Annotated in this window: 23 protein-coding genes; all 23 read right to left on the reverse strand. The window is 35.3% G+C overall.

The features are described 5' to 3' along the window. Positions 1–4: 4 nt before the first annotated feature. The 23 genes from RK02_RS04540 to galT all read right to left on the reverse strand — a co-directional run bounded on the left by RK02_RS04540 (position 5) and on the right by galT (position 22473). The gene (locus tag RK02_RS04540) at positions 5–811 is read right to left on the reverse strand and encodes an ABC transporter permease (RefSeq protein WP_016183081.1); all 807 of its coding nucleotides are present in this window, start codon (positions 809–811) and stop codon (positions 5–7) included. Between the two features lie 277 nt (positions 812–1088). Further along, positions 1089–2939 carry a sulfatase-like hydrolase/transferase gene (locus tag RK02_RS04545; RefSeq protein WP_016183082.1) on the reverse strand — a complete coding sequence of 617 codons (1851 nt, stop codon included), beginning with the start codon at positions 2937–2939 and terminating at the stop codon, positions 1089–1091. A 192-nt stretch (positions 2940–3131) separates the two neighbouring features. After that, positions 3132–3971: a dTDP-4-dehydrorhamnose reductase gene (rfbD, locus tag RK02_RS04550; protein WP_016183083.1), complete on the reverse strand. Its 840-nt coding sequence runs from the start codon at positions 3969–3971 to the stop codon at positions 3132–3134. A 114-nt stretch (positions 3972–4085) separates the two neighbouring features. Then, positions 4086–5114, reverse strand: coding sequence for a dTDP-glucose 4,6-dehydratase (gene rfbB, locus RK02_RS04555; RefSeq protein WP_016183084.1), 1029 nt, complete (start codon positions 5112–5114; stop codon positions 4086–4088). A gap of 10 nt (positions 5115–5124) precedes the next feature. Then, a complete protein-coding gene (gene rfbC, locus RK02_RS04560) occupies positions 5125–5697 on the reverse strand; it encodes a dTDP-4-dehydrorhamnose 3,5-epimerase (protein WP_016183085.1) in 573 nt (190 codons plus the stop codon). 11 nt (positions 5698–5708) lie between these two features. After that, positions 5709–6578 carry a glucose-1-phosphate thymidylyltransferase RfbA gene (gene rfbA / locus RK02_RS04565; RefSeq protein ID WP_016183086.1) on the reverse strand — a complete coding sequence of 290 codons (870 nt, stop codon included), beginning with the start codon at positions 6576–6578 and terminating at the stop codon, positions 5709–5711. A gap of 98 nt (positions 6579–6676) precedes the next feature. Then, a complete protein-coding gene (locus RK02_RS04570) occupies positions 6677–7384 on the reverse strand; it encodes a glycosyltransferase family 2 protein (protein ID WP_016183087.1) in 708 nt (235 codons plus the stop codon). Beyond that, positions 7381–8223: a hypothetical protein gene (locus RK02_RS04575; protein ID WP_016183088.1), complete on the reverse strand. Its 843-nt coding sequence runs from the start codon at positions 8221–8223 to the stop codon at positions 7381–7383. The genes RK02_RS04570 and RK02_RS04575 overlap by 4 nt, the downstream gene beginning before the upstream one ends. After that, a complete protein-coding gene (locus tag RK02_RS04580) occupies positions 8223–8996 on the reverse strand; it encodes a glycosyltransferase family 2 protein (protein WP_016183089.1) in 774 nt (257 codons plus the stop codon). The genes RK02_RS04575 and RK02_RS04580 overlap by 1 nt, the downstream gene beginning before the upstream one ends. An 11-nt stretch (positions 8997–9007) precedes the next feature. Next, positions 9008–10030 (reverse strand): tRNA (adenosine(37)-N6)-threonylcarbamoyltransferase complex transferase subunit TsaD, encoded by a 1023-nt coding sequence (gene tsaD / locus RK02_RS04585; RefSeq protein ID WP_016183090.1) that lies wholly within the window; start codon positions 10028–10030, stop codon positions 9008–9010. Positions 10031–10037: 7 nt separating this feature from the next. Then, positions 10038–10541 (reverse strand): ribosomal protein S18-alanine N-acetyltransferase, encoded by a 504-nt coding sequence (gene rimI, locus RK02_RS04590; RefSeq protein WP_016183091.1) that lies wholly within the window; start codon positions 10539–10541, stop codon positions 10038–10040. Next, positions 10531–11076: a ribosomal protein S18-alanine N-acetyltransferase gene (gene rimI, locus RK02_RS04595; protein WP_016183092.1), complete on the reverse strand. Its 546-nt coding sequence runs from the start codon at positions 11074–11076 to the stop codon at positions 10531–10533. The genes rimI (RK02_RS04590) and rimI (RK02_RS04595) overlap by 11 nt, the downstream gene beginning before the upstream one ends. Continuing rightward, on the reverse strand, positions 11060–11779 hold the full coding sequence (tsaB, locus tag RK02_RS04600) for a tRNA (adenosine(37)-N6)-threonylcarbamoyltransferase complex dimerization subunit type 1 TsaB (RefSeq protein WP_016183093.1): 720 nt from the start codon (positions 11777–11779) through the stop codon (positions 11060–11062). The genes rimI (RK02_RS04595) and tsaB overlap by 17 nt, the downstream gene beginning before the upstream one ends. A 255-nt stretch (positions 11780–12034) precedes the next feature. Beyond that, positions 12035–12310 carry a Txe/YoeB family addiction module toxin gene (locus RK02_RS04605; protein ID WP_016183094.1) on the reverse strand — a complete coding sequence of 92 codons (276 nt, stop codon included), beginning with the start codon at positions 12308–12310 and terminating at the stop codon, positions 12035–12037. Further along, complete coding sequence (locus RK02_RS04610; protein ID WP_016183095.1) at positions 12307–12555, reverse strand: type II toxin-antitoxin system Phd/YefM family antitoxin; 249 nt, start codon at positions 12553–12555, stop codon at positions 12307–12309. The genes RK02_RS04605 and RK02_RS04610 overlap by 4 nt, the downstream gene beginning before the upstream one ends. 268 nt (positions 12556–12823) lie before the next feature. Then, positions 12824–14377 (reverse strand): hypothetical protein, encoded by a 1554-nt coding sequence (locus tag RK02_RS04615; RefSeq protein WP_016183096.1) that lies wholly within the window; start codon positions 14375–14377, stop codon positions 12824–12826. Next, complete coding sequence (locus tag RK02_RS04620) at positions 14370–15113, reverse strand: ABC transporter ATP-binding protein (RefSeq protein WP_016183097.1); 744 nt, start codon at positions 15111–15113, stop codon at positions 14370–14372. Before RK02_RS04620 ends, RK02_RS04615 begins: the two co-directional genes overlap by 8 nt. A 450-nt stretch (positions 15114–15563) precedes the next feature. Then, positions 15564–17144 carry a hypothetical protein gene (locus RK02_RS04625; protein WP_016183098.1) on the reverse strand — a complete coding sequence of 527 codons (1581 nt, stop codon included), beginning with the start codon at positions 17142–17144 and terminating at the stop codon, positions 15564–15566. A 194-nt stretch (positions 17145–17338) separates the two neighbouring features. Then, positions 17339–18481 carry an IS200/IS605 family element RNA-guided endonuclease TnpB gene (tnpB, locus tag RK02_RS04630; RefSeq protein WP_016183099.1) on the reverse strand — a complete coding sequence of 381 codons (1143 nt, stop codon included), beginning with the start codon at positions 18479–18481 and terminating at the stop codon, positions 17339–17341. A 16-nt stretch (positions 18482–18497) separates the two neighbouring features. Then, complete coding sequence (gene tnpA / locus RK02_RS04635) at positions 18498–18902, reverse strand: IS200/IS605 family transposase (RefSeq protein WP_016183100.1); 405 nt, start codon at positions 18900–18902, stop codon at positions 18498–18500. A 225-nt stretch (positions 18903–19127) separates the two neighbouring features. Beyond that, positions 19128–19847 (reverse strand): ABC transporter ATP-binding protein, encoded by a 720-nt coding sequence (locus tag RK02_RS04640; RefSeq protein WP_016183101.1) that lies wholly within the window; start codon positions 19845–19847, stop codon positions 19128–19130. A 134-nt stretch (positions 19848–19981) separates the two neighbouring features. Further along, positions 19982–20965 carry a LacI family DNA-binding transcriptional regulator gene (locus tag RK02_RS04645; protein WP_018451671.1) on the reverse strand — a complete coding sequence of 328 codons (984 nt, stop codon included), beginning with the start codon at positions 20963–20965 and terminating at the stop codon, positions 19982–19984. A 26-nt stretch (positions 20966–20991) separates the two neighbouring features. After that, on the reverse strand, positions 20992–22473 hold the full coding sequence (gene galT / locus RK02_RS04650; protein ID WP_016183103.1) for a UDP-glucose--hexose-1-phosphate uridylyltransferase: 1482 nt from the start codon (positions 22471–22473) through the stop codon (positions 20992–20994). Positions 22474–22482: the final 9 nt, after the last annotated feature.

Here is a 22482-nt window from a genome sequence, read left to right on the forward strand (position 1 = left end):
CTCCTTATAATACATCAGAAAAATGAGGTTTCAAACGTTTAAAGACAACGCTCCCTACTAGTAAAAGTACAATTGTCCAAACCCAGAAGTAAATGCTCAATGCGGGATGTTGCCAGAACCATCCTTCGCTAAAGAAGGCATTTCGATAACCTTGAATCACATAAAATAGTGGGTTGGCTTTCAAAACCATTTGTACTACAGGTGGAAAAGTATTAATACTCCACAAGACTGGCGTTCCCCACATCAAGGTTTGCATGATAATTCCAATAAATTGATTGATATCTGGGAAAAATGGCTGAATTGCTGCCGTAATCCAAGTTAGACCGGTTAAAAACATCATCATACAAAAAGCATAATAAATGATTTGTAAGGTTTGTAAGGTTGGATAATAACCATTTAAAATAGTAACTAAAAAGGCAATAATCATAAAGAAAATATGCATATAAAAGTTAGAAATTAGTTTTGATGTAGGTAAAATGCGAATATTAAACACTACTTTTTTTACTAGATAGCTATATTCTCTAAATACATTGGTCGCAGAACCCAACACATCTGAAAAATAAAACCATGGAACAATCCCTGTTAATAAGTAGCAGATAAAGGGATATTTACCATCCGTTAAGCCAGATTTCAAGCCCACATCAAAGACAAACCAATAAGTTAACACTGTAACTACCGGGTTAACAAACGCCCAAAAAATTCCTAATGTGGAACTCGCATAACGAGAACGGAAATCATTATACGAAAATTGCATCAATAGCTTTTTATTCGTAAAAATATCCTTAAAAATAGAAAATAAATCTTTTAACATATCAATATTCCTTCCTTGGTTTCTTATATCTACAAAACATAAGATAATCAACAGTCCTATTTTACAAAATGCCACTAGTAAACGCAAGATAATTCCAAAAATCGACCAATCTTCTCATTTAAAGTAGGAGAAAAATCGATTAAATTTAAAAATTTTATAAGTTTTCGCTGAGGCTACTTCAAAAATAATCTATGGGTTAAATCTATCTCATCCTATAAAAAACATATAAACAAAAAATCCTGATTTACTCAAATTTTTATAGTAAATCAGGACAAATTTATTTCGTACTGGAAGATAGTGCTTCTTGTTTCTTTAATAGTTTCTCATCATAATACTTGGAACGTTTCGACATTTCTTGATTAAAATACTTATAACCAAGTTTTTCTGGCAAAGTCTGTTGATCAGAGAACAAATTCACACCAAACCCTAATTGATTGCCTTCAATCGTGGCGCCGAGAGCTGCTAACGTGGTTGGGTACATATCAAAGGTTGTAAATTTTCGATTTTTTGAATTAACTGGTTGAATTGGACTATTGATAATCGTGTTAAAAATCGTTCTTTGATAGTTACTAGGAACATTATCAAAGAAATCTTGATCCATACTCAAATGATCCCCAGAAATCACGATTGTTGTATTTTCATAAAAAGGTTGTTGCTGAATCCAAGCAATAAATTCAGCTAACATTTGATCTGAAAAATGAATAACATTTGCATATTGATCCTTGAATAAACGTGGTGTATCAGCAGACATGTAGCCATCCTCAAAATGCGTATCAGCCGTTAACATGGTGAAATTAAAAGGTTGCCCCGTGCTAGCCGTTTCAGTTAAAACATTTTTAGCATTTTCAAGTAGCTTTTCGTCCTCATAGCCCCACCAAACATAGTAATCATCAGGAATCCATTGCTGTTGCTTAGCAGTGTTATAGTCTAATAAGCGATAATTACCATGTTCTGTAAAATACTTCGCTCTTCCAGAGAAATTAACATCTGAACCTAACATTAACGTATTGGTATACCCTTCTTTGGCTAAGATTTCGCCAATTGAATAAGCTCCTGGTAAAAAGCTAGATGCTTCGCTACCATAATTATTGGCTTCATTACCTAATTCTGTTTGACTATCTGCGCCTAAAGACACCTTTACTGGCAGACCAGCTGTCTGCGCTACCATTCCTCCAACTGTAAACGAGGTGGTTGTAATAGGTAACGCCCCCCCAATTTTATCAGTATTTGAAAAATTGATGGCTTGGTTATTTTCTATCATTTGTGAAAAATTCGGTAGTAAGTTTTGTTTTTCAGCACCACCCAATTCTTTTGAGACATAGGTGCTTTCCATTGATTCTAGAAAAATATAAATCAGATTACGTTTTTGTTCAGGAAACGTAACTTTTACTTGCTTGGGATTAACATAATTCGTTTCATAAATTTTCGTTTTTTCAAAAAAGTAAGCTTTTACCTCCGCATAACCAATTTCATTAACACTAATTAAAAAACCAGCAATCAATAAGACTGATGACAGAATTGTTAAAAACAGTTTACGATAACGGATTTTTCTAAAAATTAAAAAACGATTAATACTTTTTGAAACACGAACCAAACTATAAACCAAAGCAGTAGTAATGAATAATGTAACGAAAACACCAATAACTGGTCCAAAGATAAACGAATCAATTTGCGAGGAATCCGTTCCATCTAATGGTTGTGTCAAGGTGTAGATAATTTGATCTATTGCAATCCCCTTAAAATGATTCATTGCCCAATTGGCACTATATATTAATAGTAAAGCAAGGCCGTAACAAATCACTAGCACGCTACAAAGTATCTTTTCAGAGATTTTTAAACGAAAATTATCAATAATTTCAAATTGATTATGTAATAAATAAACTAATAAGTAAATTACCCCTGTAACAATGATAAAAATAAAATAAGTTAACTCAATATTTTGACTTGGTACAAAACCAATCACATCGCCAAAAGTAAGCTTTGAATTATTCAACCTAACAAAAAAAGTTGAAATAAGGAAAGCTCCCACCCCCCAATAAACACTTGATGATATTCTGGCAACTCCTCTTAAGCCAAACATATTTTGAAAATATAAAATTACCATCAAAAGTAATGGGAAAATAAGCATTTCATCACCTCAAAATTTTACTAACATGTATTTTAACATAGCTTATCTCACCTAGTCTATACATTTACAATATCTGTAACCTAATTTAAGCAAAATCTTACTAATAATCTACTATTAAATTTTTAAGACAAAAATAAGAACCTAAACAACAACTGGTGATGTTTAGGTCTTTAATTTAACGAATATATTATTTTAATCCAAACTAGCTAACATACCTGCTAGTGCTTCTTGCCAAGTTGGGATGTTAAAACCTAAAGATTTGGCTTTAGATAAATCCATTACTGAATATTGTGGACGTTTGGCCTTTTGTGGGAATTGCTCAGAAGTTACTGGCAAGACCTTCACATCAGTATCTTTTAAAATTTCTTTAGCAAATTCATACCAAGTACAAGCATTATCATTAGATAGATGATAAATACCAAATGGTGCTTTTTGTGCGATAACAAAATGCATGAATTCAGCCAAGGTTCTAGTCCAAGTTGGGCGACCGTATTGATCATCAACAATGGTTAATTCATCGCGAGTTTGCGCTAATTTTTGCATTGTAAAGACAAAATTATGTCCATATTTTCCAAATACCCATGAAGTACGTATGATATAATAATCGTCCATAATTTCTTGAACAGCCTTTTCACCTAAAGCTTTAGTTCGACCATATTCATTTTGCGGATTTACTGGTGCATCTACTGCGTATTCACCATCTTTAAGGGTACCATCAAAAACATAGTCCGTACTAATGTAGACTAAGGTAGCACCAACGGCTTTAGCTGCAAACGCCACATTCCGTGTACCGTCGACATTAATTTTTTCATCCAATTCCTTGCCTTCGTCTTCGGCTTTATCTACTGCAGTATAGGCCGCACAATGATAGATTACAGTTGGTTTTAATTCTTCAATGTAGGCCATTGTTGCTTTAGCATCCGTAATATCCATTTCAGCTGCATCTGTTGATACATACTTCATTCCTTTTTCGTCTAAAAGATGACGTAATTCTGTTCCTAATTGGCCATTGCCACCAGTTAATAGAATCATGCTGTTCTCTCCTTTAAAAGTCTTTTAATAGACATTTTAGTGATATTCGTTGAAAAAGGCTGCTCAGAAATTTGAGCGAGCCTTTTAAAAATCTTTTTAATTACTTGTTGTTGACTACTGTCCATTCTTGGCATAGTTGGCTTCAACTGCATCTTTTTCAGCTTGCCACCAATCACGATTTTCGGTATACCATTTAATTGTGTCGGCTAAACCATCTTTAAAGTTTGTAAATTGTGGTTCCCAGCCTAGTTCTTCACGTAATTTGCGTGAATCAATCGCATAACGCAAATCATGACCTGGACGATCATTCACGTGATCATACGCTTTGGCATCTTGACCCATTAATTCAAGAATTAATTCGATGACTTCTTTATTGTTTTTCTCACCATCAGCACCGATTAGATAGGTTTCTCCAATACGGCCTTTGGTAAGAATCGCCCAAACAGCTGATGAATGGTCATTGGTATGAATCCAGTCACGAACATTTTTACCATCGCCATATAATTTTGGACGAATGCCACTTAAGACATTGGTAATTTGACGTGGGATGAATTTTTCAATGTGCTGATAAGGACCATAGTTATTTGAGCAGTTAGAAATAGTTGCTTGTAGTCCAAATGAACGAACCCATGCTTTTACTAAAAGGTCAGAACCTGCTTTAGTTGAAGAATATGGGCTTGATGGATTATAAGGTGTTTTATCGGTGAATTTTTCACCTTCCCCTTCTCCATGTCCAGGTAAATCTTCACGTAATGGTAAATCGCCATAGACTTCATCTGTTGATACATGATGGAAGCGAACGTTGTATTTACGACATGCCTCAATTAAAGTATACGTACCAATTAGGTTGGTTTGCACAAATGGGAATGGATCTTTTAATGAGTTATCATTATGTGATTCAGCTGCGTAGTGTACTACTGCATCAGTATCTTGCACCAATTCATCCACTAATTTCGCATCAGCGATATCGCCAACGACTAATTTTACACGATCCTTTGGTAGTCCTTCTAAATTCTTTTCATTTCCTGCATAAGTTAATTTATCCAAAACAGTTACATGAACCTCTGGATGATTATTGACAACATAATGAACAAAGTTAGAACCGATAAAGCCGGCACCACCTGTAACGATGATTTTCTTCATATAACTCTCCTTATATTTCTCCATAAACAAATGGATTTTCTGCTTCAAATTCTTTTAATGTAGGATGTTTTTTATCTTTTTCAGATAAAATTGCTTTTGAAAGATCGATTGGCCAATTAATCGCCAAATCAGGATCATCAAAGGCAATTCCGCCATCAGCTGGAGCATTGTAGTAGTTGTCACATTTATACATGAAGTTTACATTATCCGTTAATGTAACAAAACCATGCGCAAAGCCTTTTGGAACTAATAATTGACGATGATTGTGTTCAGATAAGATATAACCTTCCCATTGGCCATAGGTTGGGCTGCCTTTTCTGATATCTACAATGACATCTAAAACGGCACCAGTTACCACGCGAATGAGTTTCGTTTGCGCAGCTTCTCCTTTTTGGAAATGCAAGCCGCGTAAAACTCCGGCTTGGCTAGATAAAGAATGATTGTCTTGAACAAAATCGTAATCTAAGCCATGTTCTAAAAATTTTGCTTTTGAGTAGCTTTCTGTGAAAAAGCCACGATGATCACCAAAAACATCCATTTCGATGATTTTGACATCTTGTAATTTTGTATTATAAACCTTCAAAATACTGCCTCCTAGTTTTGTGCTGCTAATCGTAATAAATATTGACCATATTGATTTTTCTTCAATGGTTGCGCTAATTTAACCAATTGTTCTTTATCAATGTAGCCCATACGGTAAGCAATTTCTTCTAAACAAGCCACTTTTAGATTTTGGCGTTTTTCGATTGTTTCAATAAATGTGGATGCTTCTAATAATGATTCGTGTGTTCCAGTATCTAACCAGGCAAAACCACGACCCATCACTTCAACAGATAATTTACCACGTTCAAGATAGACCTTGTTGACATCAGTAATTTCTAATTCCCCACGTGCAGATGGTTTGATATTTTTAGCAATTTCAACTACATCGTTGTCATAGAAATAAAGACCGGTTACTGCATAATTTGATTTAGGATTGGCTGGTTTTTCTTCAATTGAGACAGCTGTCATATTTTCATCAAATTCAACTACCCCAAAACGTTCAGGATCGTTTACGTGATAGCCAAAGACAGTCGCTCCTTGTTCTTTGCTAGCAGCACGTTGGAGCATTTTAGAAAGACCACCCCCATAATAGATGTTATCGCCTAAAACGAGACACACGCTGTCATCACCGATAAATTCTTCACCAATAATAAAGGCTTGTGCTAAGCCATCAGGACTTGGTTGGACGGCATATTCAATATGGATTCCTAGCTCATGGCCATCACCAAATAACTCTTCAAAGCGTGGAGTATCTTGTGGTGTTGAGATAATCAAGATTTCTTTAATTCCAGCCAACATCAAAGTAGACATTGGATAGTAAATCATTGGTTTATCATAAATTGGCATTAATTGTTTTGAGGTTGCACGAGTTAACGGATATAAACGCGTACCGCTTCCTCCAGCTAGAATAATTCCTTTCATATTAAAAAAACTCCTTCAAAATTTTTTTCACTATTGCATTATCTCATGGAATAGGCTATTTGTCATATAAATCTAGATTTTGATACAAAAATGTAAAATTATTTTTTTAATAATTTACGCAAAATTAAATAATAAGTTAAAGATAATCTCCATTTTAACTGTTGAAGGCGACTAGCTTTGGTGTGTAACTCACTGGCATTTTGTTCGTGGCGCCGATACAAGGTGAGCGGCTCAGCGAATAATTGCACATTTGGTTCAGCAAGCAGGCCAATCCACATATCATGCATCGGTACATTTTCTGGGATTGGTAAAATCCTTGGTAAGAGCGCTCGGCGAAAAGCCATCCCCGCACCAATATAGGTATTGCGTAAAATATTTGCATAAAAACCTGTTCTGACCTGTTTATGCGTAAAATAAGAGGGAAACACCACTTGTAAATCTTGGTTTACAATCATTAAATCACTTAAAATCAATAGACATTTTGGATTGGCTTTAAATAAAGCAAGCATTTTAGCTACTTTATCGGGTAACCAGACATCATCTTGGTCAGCCAAAAAAAGATAGTCTCCACTAGCTTGACTGATTGCAAAAGAGAAATTGGCAATGACTCCTTTACCTGGCCCTTTAAAAAGCTTAATCCTTGCATCTTGTTCTTTTAGTGTTTGTAAAATCGAGTATGTTTCATCTGTTGAACCGTCATCAGAAATGATTAATTCATCGTCTTTCGCTAATTGCTTTAAAATGCTAGTAACTTGCTCCTGTAGATAGGCCGCTCCATTATACGTAGCCATACAAACCGAAATCATTGACCTACCTCCTTTTGGTTAAAATGCCAAAAAGCCTTTAAGGTTAGTTTCCATATTTGACGATTTTTTACCGTAAGAAATTGTTTCAGCGTGCGTTTGAATAATTGTTGGCGATGTTTGTTCAGCCATCTTGTTTCATAACAAGTATAATAGCGTTTTTCCGCTGCTAAAATGGATTTGTAACGACGAACGGATACTTTTTCATAATCAAAAACCGATAAATCATGAGTTAAAGTCGTATTTAAAACAGCGATTTGCCATTGTTTTTGATAGACTTCATAAAAAAGCCAATGATCAAGAAAATCTAGTGGAAATTCCTTAGAAAATCCACCAATCAACTTTAAGAAATCACGCTGCCATAAGCTAGCTGAATTAATCGCCATTAGCCGATCATTGGTTAAACCACTATCCACAGCCTGAAAGCCTGCGCGAATATATTCATTCGCATAGATAGGCGAGATTTGTTGATGACTAGCCACAATTTTCGGCACAATCACGGCAATTTGCTGATTCATTGCTGTTTGCATCATTTGGCTAGCTTGCATTAAATACGCTTCTGTAAGCAGGGTATCTTGATCTAAAAGCAATAACCAATCCGTCTCAGCTGGCATTTGCTCAAAGGCACTTTGATAAGCAACACTCAAGCCTAAATTTTCAGGATGATGGCTGTAGTTTATCCCTTCTTTAGTAAAATCAGGATGGTCTTGTGGTTGTAGACTATTATCATAGACCATCAATCCGGATAGTTCGTTTTCGGCTAACCACTTCAGTAATATTGCTCTAGATGGTACTTTTTCCCAAGGTGTTTGATATAAAACTAAAACAACATAGGGTTTCATCAAAACCACTTCCATCCCCATTTATTGAAAAATTTCGCCATGGATTGCATAAAAATCATAAATAATTTGCGATTGCGGTGCGCACCCTTGCCGTATAAATGAATAACTTGATCAAAAGGTGAGTACAAAATCTGTCCCCCAGTTTGGTTTAACCGTAGACAAAAATCATTATCTTCAAAATACATAAAGAAACGCTCGTCAAATCCATCAATTTGCTTATACACAGCGGTCGAAACCAACATAAAGCAACCTGATCCCATCTTGATAATACTACATTGATCATCCGGTAAATTGCGACATTCATAGGTTGCTAAGCGTTGATCAAACAGTTTTTTCACCCATTTAAAAGGGATAAAACGCAAGAAATAATCAAATACGGTGAGACGTTGACGTACAAGATGTTGCGTAGAACCATCTTCATTTAAAACCTTAGGACTTACCGCTACGATATTTTCTCGTTTAATTAATTGATGCATGTGTACTAAGGTTTCTCTTGTCACTAGAATATCCGGATTGCAAATAAAAGCATAGTCAGCGGTATGATTGAAGATGACTTGATTGTGCCCATGTCCAAAGCCTTTATTTTCACTGGCACGAATCAATTCAACAAAGGAGTATTGTGCTAAACGATCACAATAAGCAGCCTCAGAGGCATTGTCATAAACAACTACTTGAAACTGCGGATCTTGCCCGATTTCATGCTTTAAAACATCTAAGGTTCGGAAGATATCCTCACTATTATGGGTTATGATACTAATTAATATTTTCTCCATAGTTTATCCTTTTACTCTGTTTTTCGTTCAAATGCTAAGGAAGGCAACGCATTGACTGACATTTGTCCAAAGGCTTTTTGTTTCAGTGCAACATGAGCATAGGCCCCAATCATCGCAGCATTGTCTCCGCATAATCTTAAAGGTGGAATTAATACTTCAACATGAGGTAACTGCTCTTGAAAAGCTTGGGTTAGCGCTTGGCGTAAGCCTTGATTAGCAGCGACACCACCGGCTAAAACAAATTGCTTAATGGGATAATTTTGACAAGCCCGCAACGTCTTCGTCACTAATACCTCAACAACACTGGCTTGAAAGCTAGCCGCTAAATCCTCCTTAGATAAACTTTCACCTTTTTGATGCGCATTATGCACCAAATTGATAAAAGCACTTTTTAGGCCACTAAAGCTAAAATCATAATTTTCTTCATTTAACATCGCGCGAGGGAAATGATAGCAATCCTTCCCTTTACTTGCTAGTTCGTCAATTTCCTTCCCACTTGGATATTTTAATCCTAAAACTCGACCGACCTTATCGTAGGCTTCACCCGCTGCATCATCTCGCGTTTCACCGATAATTTCAAACTGGCCATCTGCTTGCATATACACTAATTCCGTATGTCCTCCACTAACTAACAAAGCCATCAACGGAAATGCAAGTGGCTGCACAAATCTAGCCGCATAGATGTGACCTGCCATATGATTGATAGGCAATAAAGGGAGTTGATGGGCAAAAGCAAACGCCTTAGCTGCTGATAAACCGATTAAAAGCGAGCCAACTAGCCCTGGTCCATAGGTTACTGCTACTGCCGTTAAATCATTTGGCGTTACTTGCGCTTGTAGTAAAGCTTCTTCAATACAAAGCGTCATTTGCTCAACATGGTGGCGACTAGCGACCTCTGGCACAACACCCCCAAAGCGCTGATGACTTTTGATTTGTGAGGCGACAATATTACTAAGAATCTCAGCTCCATTACGAATAATCGCAACACTGGTTTCATCGCACGAGCTTTCAATTGCTAAAATTAATTCATCCATTACTTGGTTAATCAACCTTTCTTATCATTTTTCTCATTATTTGTGCATCTTCTAGCGGATGATGATAATAGGCTTTGCGAATAGCCATTTGTTCAAAACCCATTTTTTGATAAACAGCCAACGCTTTAGCATTACTCTGTCTTACTTCTAAAAAGATCGCTTCAACTTGATTTTCTTGAGCTAAATTGACAAGCTGTTGGCATAACTGTTGGGCAATTTTTTGATTTTGCCATTTTTCATCCACGACCACATGATCGATTTCAATTTGATCAATCAATAATCTAAAGCTTAAAAAAGCAATCAATGTTGTTTTTTCATATAAACATAGATAGATGCTCTGTCTTGATAAAACATCATCAACAAATTGTTGTTTTGTCCAAGGAGAGCCAAAAGGATAGCTAGCCTGCGCTAAAAGATAAATAGCACTAGCTTCTTCTTCATTCGCTAGATAGCCTGCCGTTAGCTTTACTTGTTTAGTAGGCAACTTCGCGTAATCTATTTTAATGATCATTTAAATTTTTCACCATTTCTAAAGCATCTTCTTGATATTTATCATAGTAATTTTCTAAAATTTTTTGAGAAACAAACCCAAACCGTCGATACAGTCGTTGAGCATCTAAATTACTTACTCGAACCTCTAGGCTTAATTGCTCACAAAATTTCGTTTGGGCAAAATGCTGCACCTCATTTAATAAAAAAGTGCCTAGCCCCAAATTTTGATAATTCGGTAAAACCGCAAAATTCGTCACATGACCATCCTTTTGATCAACACGTAACCCAATGAAGGCCACCATTTTTCGCTCATCAAAAACGCCTAGATATAAATGAGGCTTTTTAGAATATAACTCATACAAAAAGGTACTTCTAGTCCAAGGTAAATCACCGTCATAAACAACGCGTTCTACATCAAGCAGGCTTTTCATATCTGTAGCAAAAATTTCACGAATCAAAAATGCTCTATCTTGAAAAGTTTTAGTTTTCGCTTGATAGGATCGATGATTTCTTAATAGTAAGGAATGAAAAAGTGATTTAGATTTTTTCCACATAATTTACTTCAGCCTCATTTTCATGGGTCAATAACCATTTTTCCTCTGCTTCAACGCGTTTTAAATAATTGGGTAAAAAGCCATGAATGTCTTCAACCGGTGCTGCTTGACTACCCAATAAAGCCAATTGACTCGCTTTAGGATATTGCCAATCTTCCCAGGTATTAATCTGCGCTTTAGGGAGTGTGGTTAAGATTTGCTCACTAAATTTTGTGACATCCATCCCAACAAAATAAACCGCTTGATCTTTGAAACGTTCCAACAAATCCGTTAAAGCCATATGCTGTTCAGGCATGATGGTGTTTAATTTGTCTTCTTGCCACTGATAAGCAGCTGCATAGACATTATTTCTTCTAGCATCAAACAATGGAATAATAATCTCTTCTCGTCCATAGCAATTGGCAGCTAAGACCTTCAAACTAGAAACGCCCACTAATTCACAATTCAGTGTATAAGCCAGTGTTTTGGCCGTAGTTACCCCAATCCTAAGACCAGTATAAGAGCCTGGTCCTTGTGCAACCACAATCCGATTTAAATCAGCTGGCTGTAGGTTAATTTGTTGCATCAATTGTTCAATAGCCGGCATTAAGGCTACACTATGATTTTTATTGACGGTTGTTTGCATTTGTCCTAATAGCCTTTGATCTTCACATACCGCAACTGCTAAAGTTTGATTGGAAGTATCGATTGCTAATATTTTCATTTAACTTTCCCTACCTTTACAAATTCCCTACTATTATAGCATAGAGCCTGACACAAGTGTATGAAAATCAACATAAAACTTATTCAATCGCATCGATTTACACAGATATTATACTTAAATAAAATAAAACGAGTACCTGTTTTTCCATCCTCACATTGTACTGGAAGCAGGTGTTTCATATATGTTTCTACATAAATTATAGCTTTACAAGTGATCATCTCTACATTCTACAAACTAAAAAAGGCAGTCAAACGACTACCTTAATCCTTTCTCATAGTATGTCCACATACTTAATATTTTGATTACTTTATCATCTTCTAAAACTTGATAAACCAATCTATGTTTGATATTAATCCGACGTAAATAAAGACCAAACAAATCACCTTGGAGCTTTTCGAAAGATGGGGGTGTTTCATAAGGATTTTCTTTTATCAAATCAATTAAATTTTTCGTTTTTTTATCTAATTTTGAAGCTTTTAAATATGGAATTTGAGACACAGCTGTTTTAGAATAAACAATTTGATAGGTCACCAATCCACCTCGTCTTCTAAAACAAACTCACTCAAAGGTGCATTCATATCTGCCTTGAGTTGCTCTTTAAGTTCAGGAACCGAATATAAGTACAAGGTTTCAACCATACCATTATACTCATCCTCGCTTAAAACAACAGCATTACCATTTTTAGTAGACACATTAATAGGTTCATTAAACTTAATGGTTTGTTCTAACAAATTGTAAATATCTTTTCTAAAATTTGTAATAGTTGTATTTAACATATCACATCACCTCTTTACACGTACATTATAGCGTACGCCGCTGAAAGAATTAAGTATAAACGATTTATCCCCAATCTTAACAATACTCTTCCGAAAGTGGATTGAATACTTCAATGATGTAATAGATACTCCTCTTTTAAATTCTAAAAATAAACCGACAGCTCATCAATTATACCTAAACTAGTTCAAGATAAATAATGAACAATCGTTATCTTCAAGACAAAATCAACCGAGTCAATCAAATACAATCAACTCGGTTGAAAATGGTCTAGCGAATGGTTCGCCATTGTTGAACTTTGGCTAGACTATAGCCACTTAAGAAAACAATAACCGCTATACTAACCAACAGATTCGGCCAGAAAGTACCAAATATACTAGAGGTAAGGACTAGTGCAACTACTAGAATAATAGCGACTATCCATTTGACTATCATCATCAAAAACAGCTTACCATTACTTTGGCCTCGCGTCACTAATTGAAGGTAATCACTCCACTCAAAAAATGGGAAACGATAATCTTTGAATAGATAATGCATACAAGTAGGTATCGTAAACCATAGCCCACCGATTAAAAAGCATAGCGCACTTAGCAGATTTAACTTAGCGATAAAGCAAATAAAAAGTAGTAATACGGCATTAGCGCCCAATTGAACCGCCAAAATAAATTTTAGTTTTAGGTTTAGATACATTTTTTTCGATAGTGGTGTTGTAAATAGAAATGGAAAATTTTGACGTTCAAGTGAAACTAAGATTGCAGGTAGACTATTTGGTGTTACCACTAAACTAGTAATCAACACGCCTAACAAAAGAAATAAACCAAAATACTGATCTAAATTATTAAAGAGTGCGATTAAATTAACCATACTAAAAGATAATACGATTGGCATGATAAAGGTCATACTAAAAATTTGAAATAAAAGCGAGCTTTCGCCAATCAAACGCATTTGATAGCGGATGAAAATATGCTTAGCGTTAGTCGAATTGGTTAACGCCTTTTTCGTTTGCTTGGTTGCTTGATTCAAATCATTTTGCGTAAGTAGTGGATAAATTTTGATTCTTGTCAGCAAAACCAAGATAACAATAACCGCTAAGATGATGCCAAGACTGAGCAAGCTGAGCTTTGAAAATGGTTGTTTTAAAACATTTAAAAATGGCTGAATGAAAAAATAAGGTTTAGCCGAAAGACTTGCGGTTTGATATGTATTCAACATAATCGCTAAGAGAATAAATAGCGAAGTGATGACCATCATTGTTTTAGCAATTTGCTTTAATTTTTGCTTAAAAGCCGGGATTAAGCTAAGACCAAATAGCAATAATAAAGCCAGCGAAAAAAGCAAAATAATTAAAAATAGCCAAAATAAAAGTGAAAGCAATAAGGTCAATACAATATTCGTTCCTGCATTTAAGCCATAATTTAAAAATGCGATAAAACAAGGTAATAAATAAACGATGATTGTAAAGATAGTAATAAAGGATTTAGAAAAAATGACCATGTCAATGGAAAGTGGCAAGGTTTTGTAGTGATCGAAATCATTATTGTCAAAAAAGGTATTATAAATTAAGGTAATCCCCTGCGATAACGAGATACCGATTAAAACCAAAAACAGGCCATTAAATTGCCCGGGATAGCGATAAAGATCCTGTGAGAGAAAGATTCCTCCATAAACAACTACCAAAAGTAACGGAAAAAGCGTATTTTGCAATACTAGGCTTTTAATAAGTGCTGGACCGTATTTACCTTTCGCTCGAAAACGTTGGGTAATTTGAGGATTACTTTGAATGAGTCCAAGTTTTAACAAAGCTAAAAATTGTCGTTTATTCATCTAATTCACCTACCTGCTGTTCTTCTCCTGTTAGTGATAGATAAATCGTTTCTAGACTTTTTCCTGGTTGCGTAGCCAATAGATTTTCCACACTACCAGTATAGATTACCTCACCTTTTTTTAAAATCGCCAATTCATCGCAAACTTCTTGAGCAATTGCCAAAATATGAGTAGAAAAAATAACCGTATTGCCACTAGCAACATGTTTTTTTATCAATTCTTTTAGCTCAAAGGCTGATTGTGGATCAAGACCGGTTAATGGTTCGTCTAAAATCCAAATTTCAGGATCTAATGTTAAGGCACCAATTAAAATGACCTTTTGTCTCATCCCATGTGACATACTCGAAAGCAAGGTATTTTGATCATCTACCATCGCAAATATTTTCAAATATTCTTGCATTCTTGGCATCGCTTGCTCAAGACTCACTCCATAAATATCCATCATCAATCGCCAATATTCCATCGCTGTAAGCTGTAAGAAAAGATCGGGACTATCTGGAACATAACCAATTTTTTGCTTGATTGCCTGACGATGTTCAGCTAAATCTAACCCGTCCACTTTAATTTTGCCCTTAGTTAAATTATGTGCGCTCACCAAACTTTTTATTAACGTCGATTTTCCCGCTCCGTTATGACCTAACAAACCGAAAACAATCCCGTCTTTTATGGTTAGATTCACCTCTTTTAGCGCTTGTTTTTTGTCGTAAAACTTATCTGCCTGAATAATTTCTATCATCGCTTTACACATCCTTTTTCATTCGTATTTTGCGACTAGTTACTTTGGCAAATAAGCGAGTCTGATGAAAAAATCTTTTATCCTTCTAATTTTTCTCAGACTAGAACTTATTTGCTCGTAGCTAATCAACTTACAAAACATCCTTTTTAATCTGTGTTTTGCAACTAGCTACTTGAAAAATTTGCCTCGCCGTTTAAAAAATTTCATGCTTCACCTTTTTTATACGGCGAGTAACACTCAAATTTTCTCGTAGCTGAGCAAGTCGCAAAACATCCTTGTTTTAATTATAACATGTTGAATGTAATTTTTGATATCCGTCTGGAGGTTTATTTGGACTATTTTTAAGGAAAATTGACTGATTTGCTAGTAGTCGGTTAAGTTGCTAAATGGCTTCAAGTAAGTAAAAAAACGCAATAGCCATTAGCTACCGCGTAAACTCGATAAATGGATTTAACTTTCATTTTTTAGCTGCTTGCCTATTTTTTTAAGAGCTAGCAAACCAATGACCAAGCTTAAAAGAAATATTCCCCCATAACCTAGATAGTTGATTATCTTGAAAAAGTGCGTAGCTAAAGCTTGGTCTAAAACTACCAGCAAAAGGCTCTGTAATAACAATTGACCGCCATATAGAAAAAGCATCTTTAAACCATTGGCTTTGCGATTCAACAGTTGAAAATAATCATTCCAGGTAAGATAAGGTTTTAGATAATCTTGAATAAAATAATAGCTACCATAACAAAAGGTGCCGATAATAAGACCAAGAATACCACTTAATAGGTTAGCAATGGCTAAAGGAAATTTAAGTAAAAATAAGCCATATAACAAACCATTTATACCCAGTTGTAACATCAAGCCAAAGATGAATTTTTGTTTAAGATATTTTTTTTGATTAATTGGCAATTGATTCATTATTGGCAAGTTCTGTCTTTCTAATGAAAAAAGATTTGCGATAAAGCTTTGCGGATGAATCGTATAGGCAGATAAAAAAAGACCACCTAAAGCAATTAATAAGCTATAACGAGCATGAAATAAATGGTTAGGCATACGCTGGGCTAATTGCCAGATAAAAATTAACGGTATAATCAGACTAGCTAAAAGAACCTGAAAACAAAAGCGATAATCCGATACTAAGCGAAAATGATATACAAAAATAATCGATTTGAGTGAACGAGTAGAATAAGCTAACTTTTGCTTTTTGATTAGCTGTTGATTGGCCGCCAATAGCTGCCATTGGTGTCGACTCAATCGATATTGACTCAGCCATACCATCAAACAAATAATACTAACGGTTAATCCCATTAATATACCAAACCAAGTCATAGTTTCAACAGAAAAAGGCCGTCTTAATATATGAAGCATAGGATAAATCAGCCATATTGGCCTGACATGACGATGAATGTTCAATTGATTGATATATAATATACTCCAAACAACCAAAACGGTCATCGTTATCATCAAGAGCTGTGACAGTTGCTTTTGATATTGAGCAAACTTTGGAATAAAAGTAAACAGCAGTAATAATAGATTGACCAATGCATAATTAATCAGCAACAAAAACACATAAAGGCAAAATGCTAAAAATAGATTTGCAACTAGATTCGTCCGTTGATACCAACCAAAGTCGATAAAAACCAAGACACACGGCAGTGAATAGGCGGCCATATTCAATAATGCAATCAAACTCTTGGATAAATAGATTTCCTGCAAAGTTACCGGTAATGGGAGATATTCTTTTAGCCCTTGTTCATTAAAAAAGAGATGGTTGATACTAGCAATCCCTTGTAATAGCGCTAAGCCATTGAACAACAAAAAATAATAGCTCATTAAACCCGGAAAATGATAAAAATCTATTGGAAAAATGGTTAAACCATACACCACTATAAAGATCAAACTAGTTAAAAAAATTTGCTGCCCTAAATAGAAAATTAATGATTCTTCCTTTTTCCCTCTCAATCGCGCACGCTGCGTTAATTGAGGGTTAACCGCTAAAAAATCAATTTTTAATAAAATAGCTAGAATTTGTTTACGCAACAGTTCATCACTTCTTTAGTTCAATAATAGTGTTAGTGAACTACTCTCCACTTAGCTAAACCTAACGGTTCTTAACGCTTGAAGTGGGAGCTTCTTGGGAATAGAGCATACTTGATAGCTTATTTCTTCACTAACAGCGGTTTCTCTTATTTACCAAGCTATCCCCGTAGTTCCTACGGTTTTTTTGATTGTGCCTAAGCTGAAGTTTGTATTCTTAGACCTTCAATCAATATATTGATACTAGCGTTGATATCACGGTCATGATGAGTATGACAAATAGGGCAAGTCCATTCTCGAATATCGAGCGATTTCTTGCCATCTTTATGTCCGCACTCTGAACAAATCTGACTAGACGGAAACCACGTATCCACTTTAATGATTTCACGTCCATACCAGTCCGCTTTGTATTGCAACTTAGCTACAAAGCTAGACCAAGATACATCAGAAATACTTCTTGCTAATTTATGATTACGCAACATACCTTTTACGTTTAAGTCTTCAATACAGATAATATCGTGATTTTTGATAATTTCTGTACTTAACTTATTCAGAAAATCAGTACGTTGATTCATTACTTTTTCATGCAATCTAGCTACTTTGCGTTTTTGTTTTTGGTAATTTTTAGCTTCAGATAAAGGGATACCTTTTTTCTTAGCTAATAAGGCACGTCTAGACAACTTACGTTGTTCACGTTTTAATTTCTTTTCCATTTTGGACGTAAATTTATGATTATCAATTTTTTGTCCATCTGAAAGAATCGCAAAGTCTGTAATACCTAAGTCAATACCAATGGCAGAATTGGTTTTAGGTAACTCGCTAATTTCTTCTTTACATAACAAAGAAATATAGTATTTACCGCTAGAATGGCGTGATATTGTAGCAGATTTAATCATCCCTTTTGGTTGTCTATGAAGTTTAATTCTTACTAATGATTTCAATTTAGGAACTTTTATGAATTTACTATCAATCAAAGCAACTGTACCATTTTGATTATTCGTTGTATAACTCTGAACAGGATTTTTCTTACTTTTGAAACGTGGAAAGCCAACAGATTTATCCCGAAAAAAATTCTTGTATGCTTTATCTAAATGAAGTTGGGCATTGGCCAAAGCGAGGCTATCGACTTCTTTCAGAAATGGAAATTCTTTCTTATATTTAGCCGGTGTTGGAAAAGTCATTTTTTTAGAAGGATCATTTTTAACTTCTTCATATGCTTTTTTTCGGTCATTAAGCATTAGATTGTAGACCTTACGAACGCAGCCGAAAGTTTTGGCAAAGAAGATTTCTTGTTCCTCTGTTGGATAGATTCTGAATTTGTACGCTTTTAGTCGTTCCACAAAGTTCACCTGCTTTCTATTTATGATTGTTTCCTTGATTTTGGATGTATTTCTTTATCACATCAATTGGTGCTCCACCAGTCGTCAACAGACAAAAACTTTTAGACCAAAACATTTCTTTCCAAAGAAACTGTTTGACTCTTGGAAAATCACGTTTTATCAATCTTGAACTAGCGCTTTTATAGGCGTTGATGAATTTTGTCAATTCTGTTTTAGGATGAGCTTTGAACATAATATGAACGTGGTCTTTATCATGATTCCACTCCACTAAAGTAATGTGATACGATTCTGAAATTCTTTCAAAAGTAGCTTTAGCATAATCAGATATGTCATCATCTATCACTTGTCTGCGATATTTAGTTACTAAAATAAGATGGTAATAAAGAAGGAAGACTGAATGGTTATTTGTATCTAATTCCATTTTATATCACTCATTTCTAATATAGACTGATTATAACATAGAACGAAATAAAAAGACCATGTAATGTATTGTCGGTCTTCGAGTTACCAACAGTAACCCTCATACCGAATGGCATTCATCACCCACCTATAGAGGATGGGCGATGAATGCCTGAATTACGTTAAAAAATCAAATTCCTAACTTAACCCAACTTACTAAACAAAATCAATCGCTTAATAATCGTTACTATAATCGACCGGTTAGTTGTAAATAGATACTTTCTAAATTTTCATTAGGATATTGACGGTATAATTCTTCGATACTTCCACAATAATATAACTTACCTTCTTTTAGAATAAGTAATTCCTCACAAATTTCCTCGACAATACTTAATAAATGTGTGGAAAAAAGGATGCCCTGACCTTTAGCGGCATAATCTTTAATCAACTGCTTTAAATCATACGTTGCCTGTGGATCTAGGCCAGTTAAGGGTTCATCCAATATTAAATAATTAGATTGGACGATAAAGGCAGCAATCAACAGTACCTTTTTGCGCATGCCATGTGAAAGCTGACCAATTAAACTATCTGCCTGATCATCCATATAAAACAAATGGCGAAAATAAGCTAAGCGTTCTAAAAAGACTGCTGTTGGTAGCTGATATACTTTACCAATAAAATGCCAATACTCATTGGCGGTTAATTGCAAAAAAATATCAGGTGCATCTGGCAGATAAAACAATGCTGATTTTAACTGCGTTCTATACTTTACTAAAGACAGCTCATCAATCCAAATTGCCCCATTTTCTGGTTTTAGTATACTAACTAATAATTTAATCAAGGTTGATTTGCCTGCACCATTATGACCGAGCAAACCAATCACTTTTCCCTTAGGCAAGCGAAAAGAAATAGCTTTTAACGCATGAAGATCACCATAATATTTATCTACATTTTCAAAAACGATCATGCTCTCATCCCTTAAACAATCTAAAATTCAATGCCAATAATTATGTACATTATAGCACAATCTATGCATATGCATAAAAATAAAAATCAAAATAATTATTTGCTCTAAATGAACAAACAATTATTTTGATTTTGTTAATTACGAGTAGATTCTCGAATAATTAATTCCGTAGCAATCGTGATCTTTCTTGGAACAGGTGTCTCTTCTTTAATCAAATCAATTAAAGTATTGACTGCCAGCTCTCCCAACCATTCTGTATTTACTCGAACAGTCGATAAGCTTGGACTTACATATTTCGCAACAGATATATCATTAAAGCCGATGATGGAAATATCTGCCGGTACACTTAAGCCATGCTCAGTGATTGCTTGCATGGCACCAATAGCCAAGGCATCACTAGCTGCAAAAAGAGCCGTTGGATAGTCCTCATGCGCTTTTAGATATTCAGCCATCACCCGTTTGCCCTCCTCCACAGAAAAAGGCGCTTGTAAGAAGGTAGCCTGATCGGTTAATTTTAACTGCGTAAGTGCTTGCTTGAAATAGACTAAACGTCGATCAACAATCTCATGATGATTCGCTTTGGTGTATTCCAAACCACTTAAAATGCCAATTTTTTGATGGTTTGTCTTCACAAAAAAATCAACTACCTGCGCAATGCTCTGTTCAAAATCAACCACTAACGAGTTAAAGCCATGAATTAATTCATCTGAATCAACAAATAAAATCGGCTCATTTTTTAAGCTGAGCAAATGAATCTCTTGCGCTTCAAACTTACCTAAAGCAATGATACCATCTGTCGTTTGATCAGAAAGATGATGTAAAGATTCCTTCACTAAACCAATATTTAGCTCTTCAGCTTTCTTTTCAATTCCTAATCGAATGGCTAAATAATATAAATCAGCAAGCTCTTCATCACCATCGTACCATTGTACCAAGCGAAAAGTCATCACTTCTTTTTTCTTATTTTTATGCTTGGTATAGTTTAAATTTTCTGCAACCTCAAATATTTTTTGGCGGGTTTCTTGGCTGACAGATAATTCCATATCATAATTTAACACCCGTGAAACGGTGGCAGGAGAGACCCCTGCTTTTTGTGCAATATCTTTTATAGTGGCCATACCCCCACACACCTTTCTGATTTTCATTATAATGTATCAAGGAAACGTTGAAAGGCTTGTTGTCCTTCAGCAGTTCGCTTAAACACTCCTGCATGTTCTAAGACTTCAGTAAATACCTTCCCTACTTCTTCTTGTACAACCGATTGAACATTTTCTTCAGTTAGCTGATGCTTTGCTTTGATTTGGTTCGCCCAATTGAAATGATAATCGGCAATCGCATTTTCCTGATCTAACAAATATTTTTCCACTTCTTTTAGTTCAGTCTTTAAACGTGGAGGCAATACAGCTAAGCCCATCACTTCAATTAAGCCAATATTTTCTTTTTTAATGTGATGTACTTCTTGATGCGGATGGAAAATACCATCTGGATATTCAACTGAAGTATTATTATCACGTAAAACTAAATCTAATTCATATAAATCGTTTTTGCGACGAGCAATTGGCGTAATTGTATGGTGAAGTGTTCCATCGTCTGATTTAGCCACAACTTGAACGCTTGGATCAGAATATTCACGCCACTTCTCTAAAATCTCACAAGCTGCCTCTACTAACGCTACTTTATTCTCAGATTGTAAACGAATAACTGACATCGGCCATTTTACAATCCCAGCCTGAACCTTTGGATGATTGGTCAAGGCAATGTTTTTTTCAATCGGTGCTTTTTCCATTGGGAAGGTGTGTCTTCCTCCTTGATAATGATCGTGGGTCAAAATTGAACCACCAACAATTGGTAAATCCGCATTAGAACCTACAAAATAATGGGGTAACACTTCGACAATTCTGAGCAAGCGATTGAATGTAGCACGATCAATTTTCATTGGTCGATGTTCTTCAGCTAAGATAATACAATGTTCATTATAATACGCATAAGGGGAATATTGGAAGCCCCAACTTTCGCCATCTAAATTCATCCGAATAATACGATGATTCGTTCTAGCTGGATAATTTGCGCGACCTTGATAACCTTCATTTTCCATACATAGCATACATTTTGGATAATTAGTCGCTTTTGCGTGACGAGCTGCGGCAATCGCCTTAGGATCTTTTTCCGGTTTAGATAGATTAATCGTTATCTCTAAGCTACCATAAGGTGTATTCACCGGAAAAACAATATTTTTAGCAATATCTCGTGTTTTAATGTAATCATTATTTTTGGATAATTGATAAAAATAATTCGTTGCTTCTTCTGGCGATTTAGCATAATGTTGGGCAAAAAAAGCATTAATCACTGATGGTGGTGGGGTCAAATAATCCATTATTTGACCAGTAAGCTGTTCTTTTTCAGTAAGACTATCTTCAATCACTCCATTTTCAATGGCTTGTTGGAGTAATTGATCTAATAAAGTTAGGGAATCTACTTCAACTGGACGGATACTCGTCTGCGTTAACTCCTCCTCACCTATAAGATGAAGCAAGCGATTTTGCACATATAAGCGGTCCATCTCCATCCAACCACCTGATTGAATCGCTAATGTTGTAAAATCCGTAATGACTTGACTAATACTCATTTTTCCACC

This window comes from Enterococcus columbae DSM 7374 = ATCC 51263 (assembly GCF_000406925.1).
Classification (GTDB): Bacteria; Bacillota; Bacilli; order Lactobacillales; family Enterococcaceae; genus Enterococcus_E; species Enterococcus_E columbae.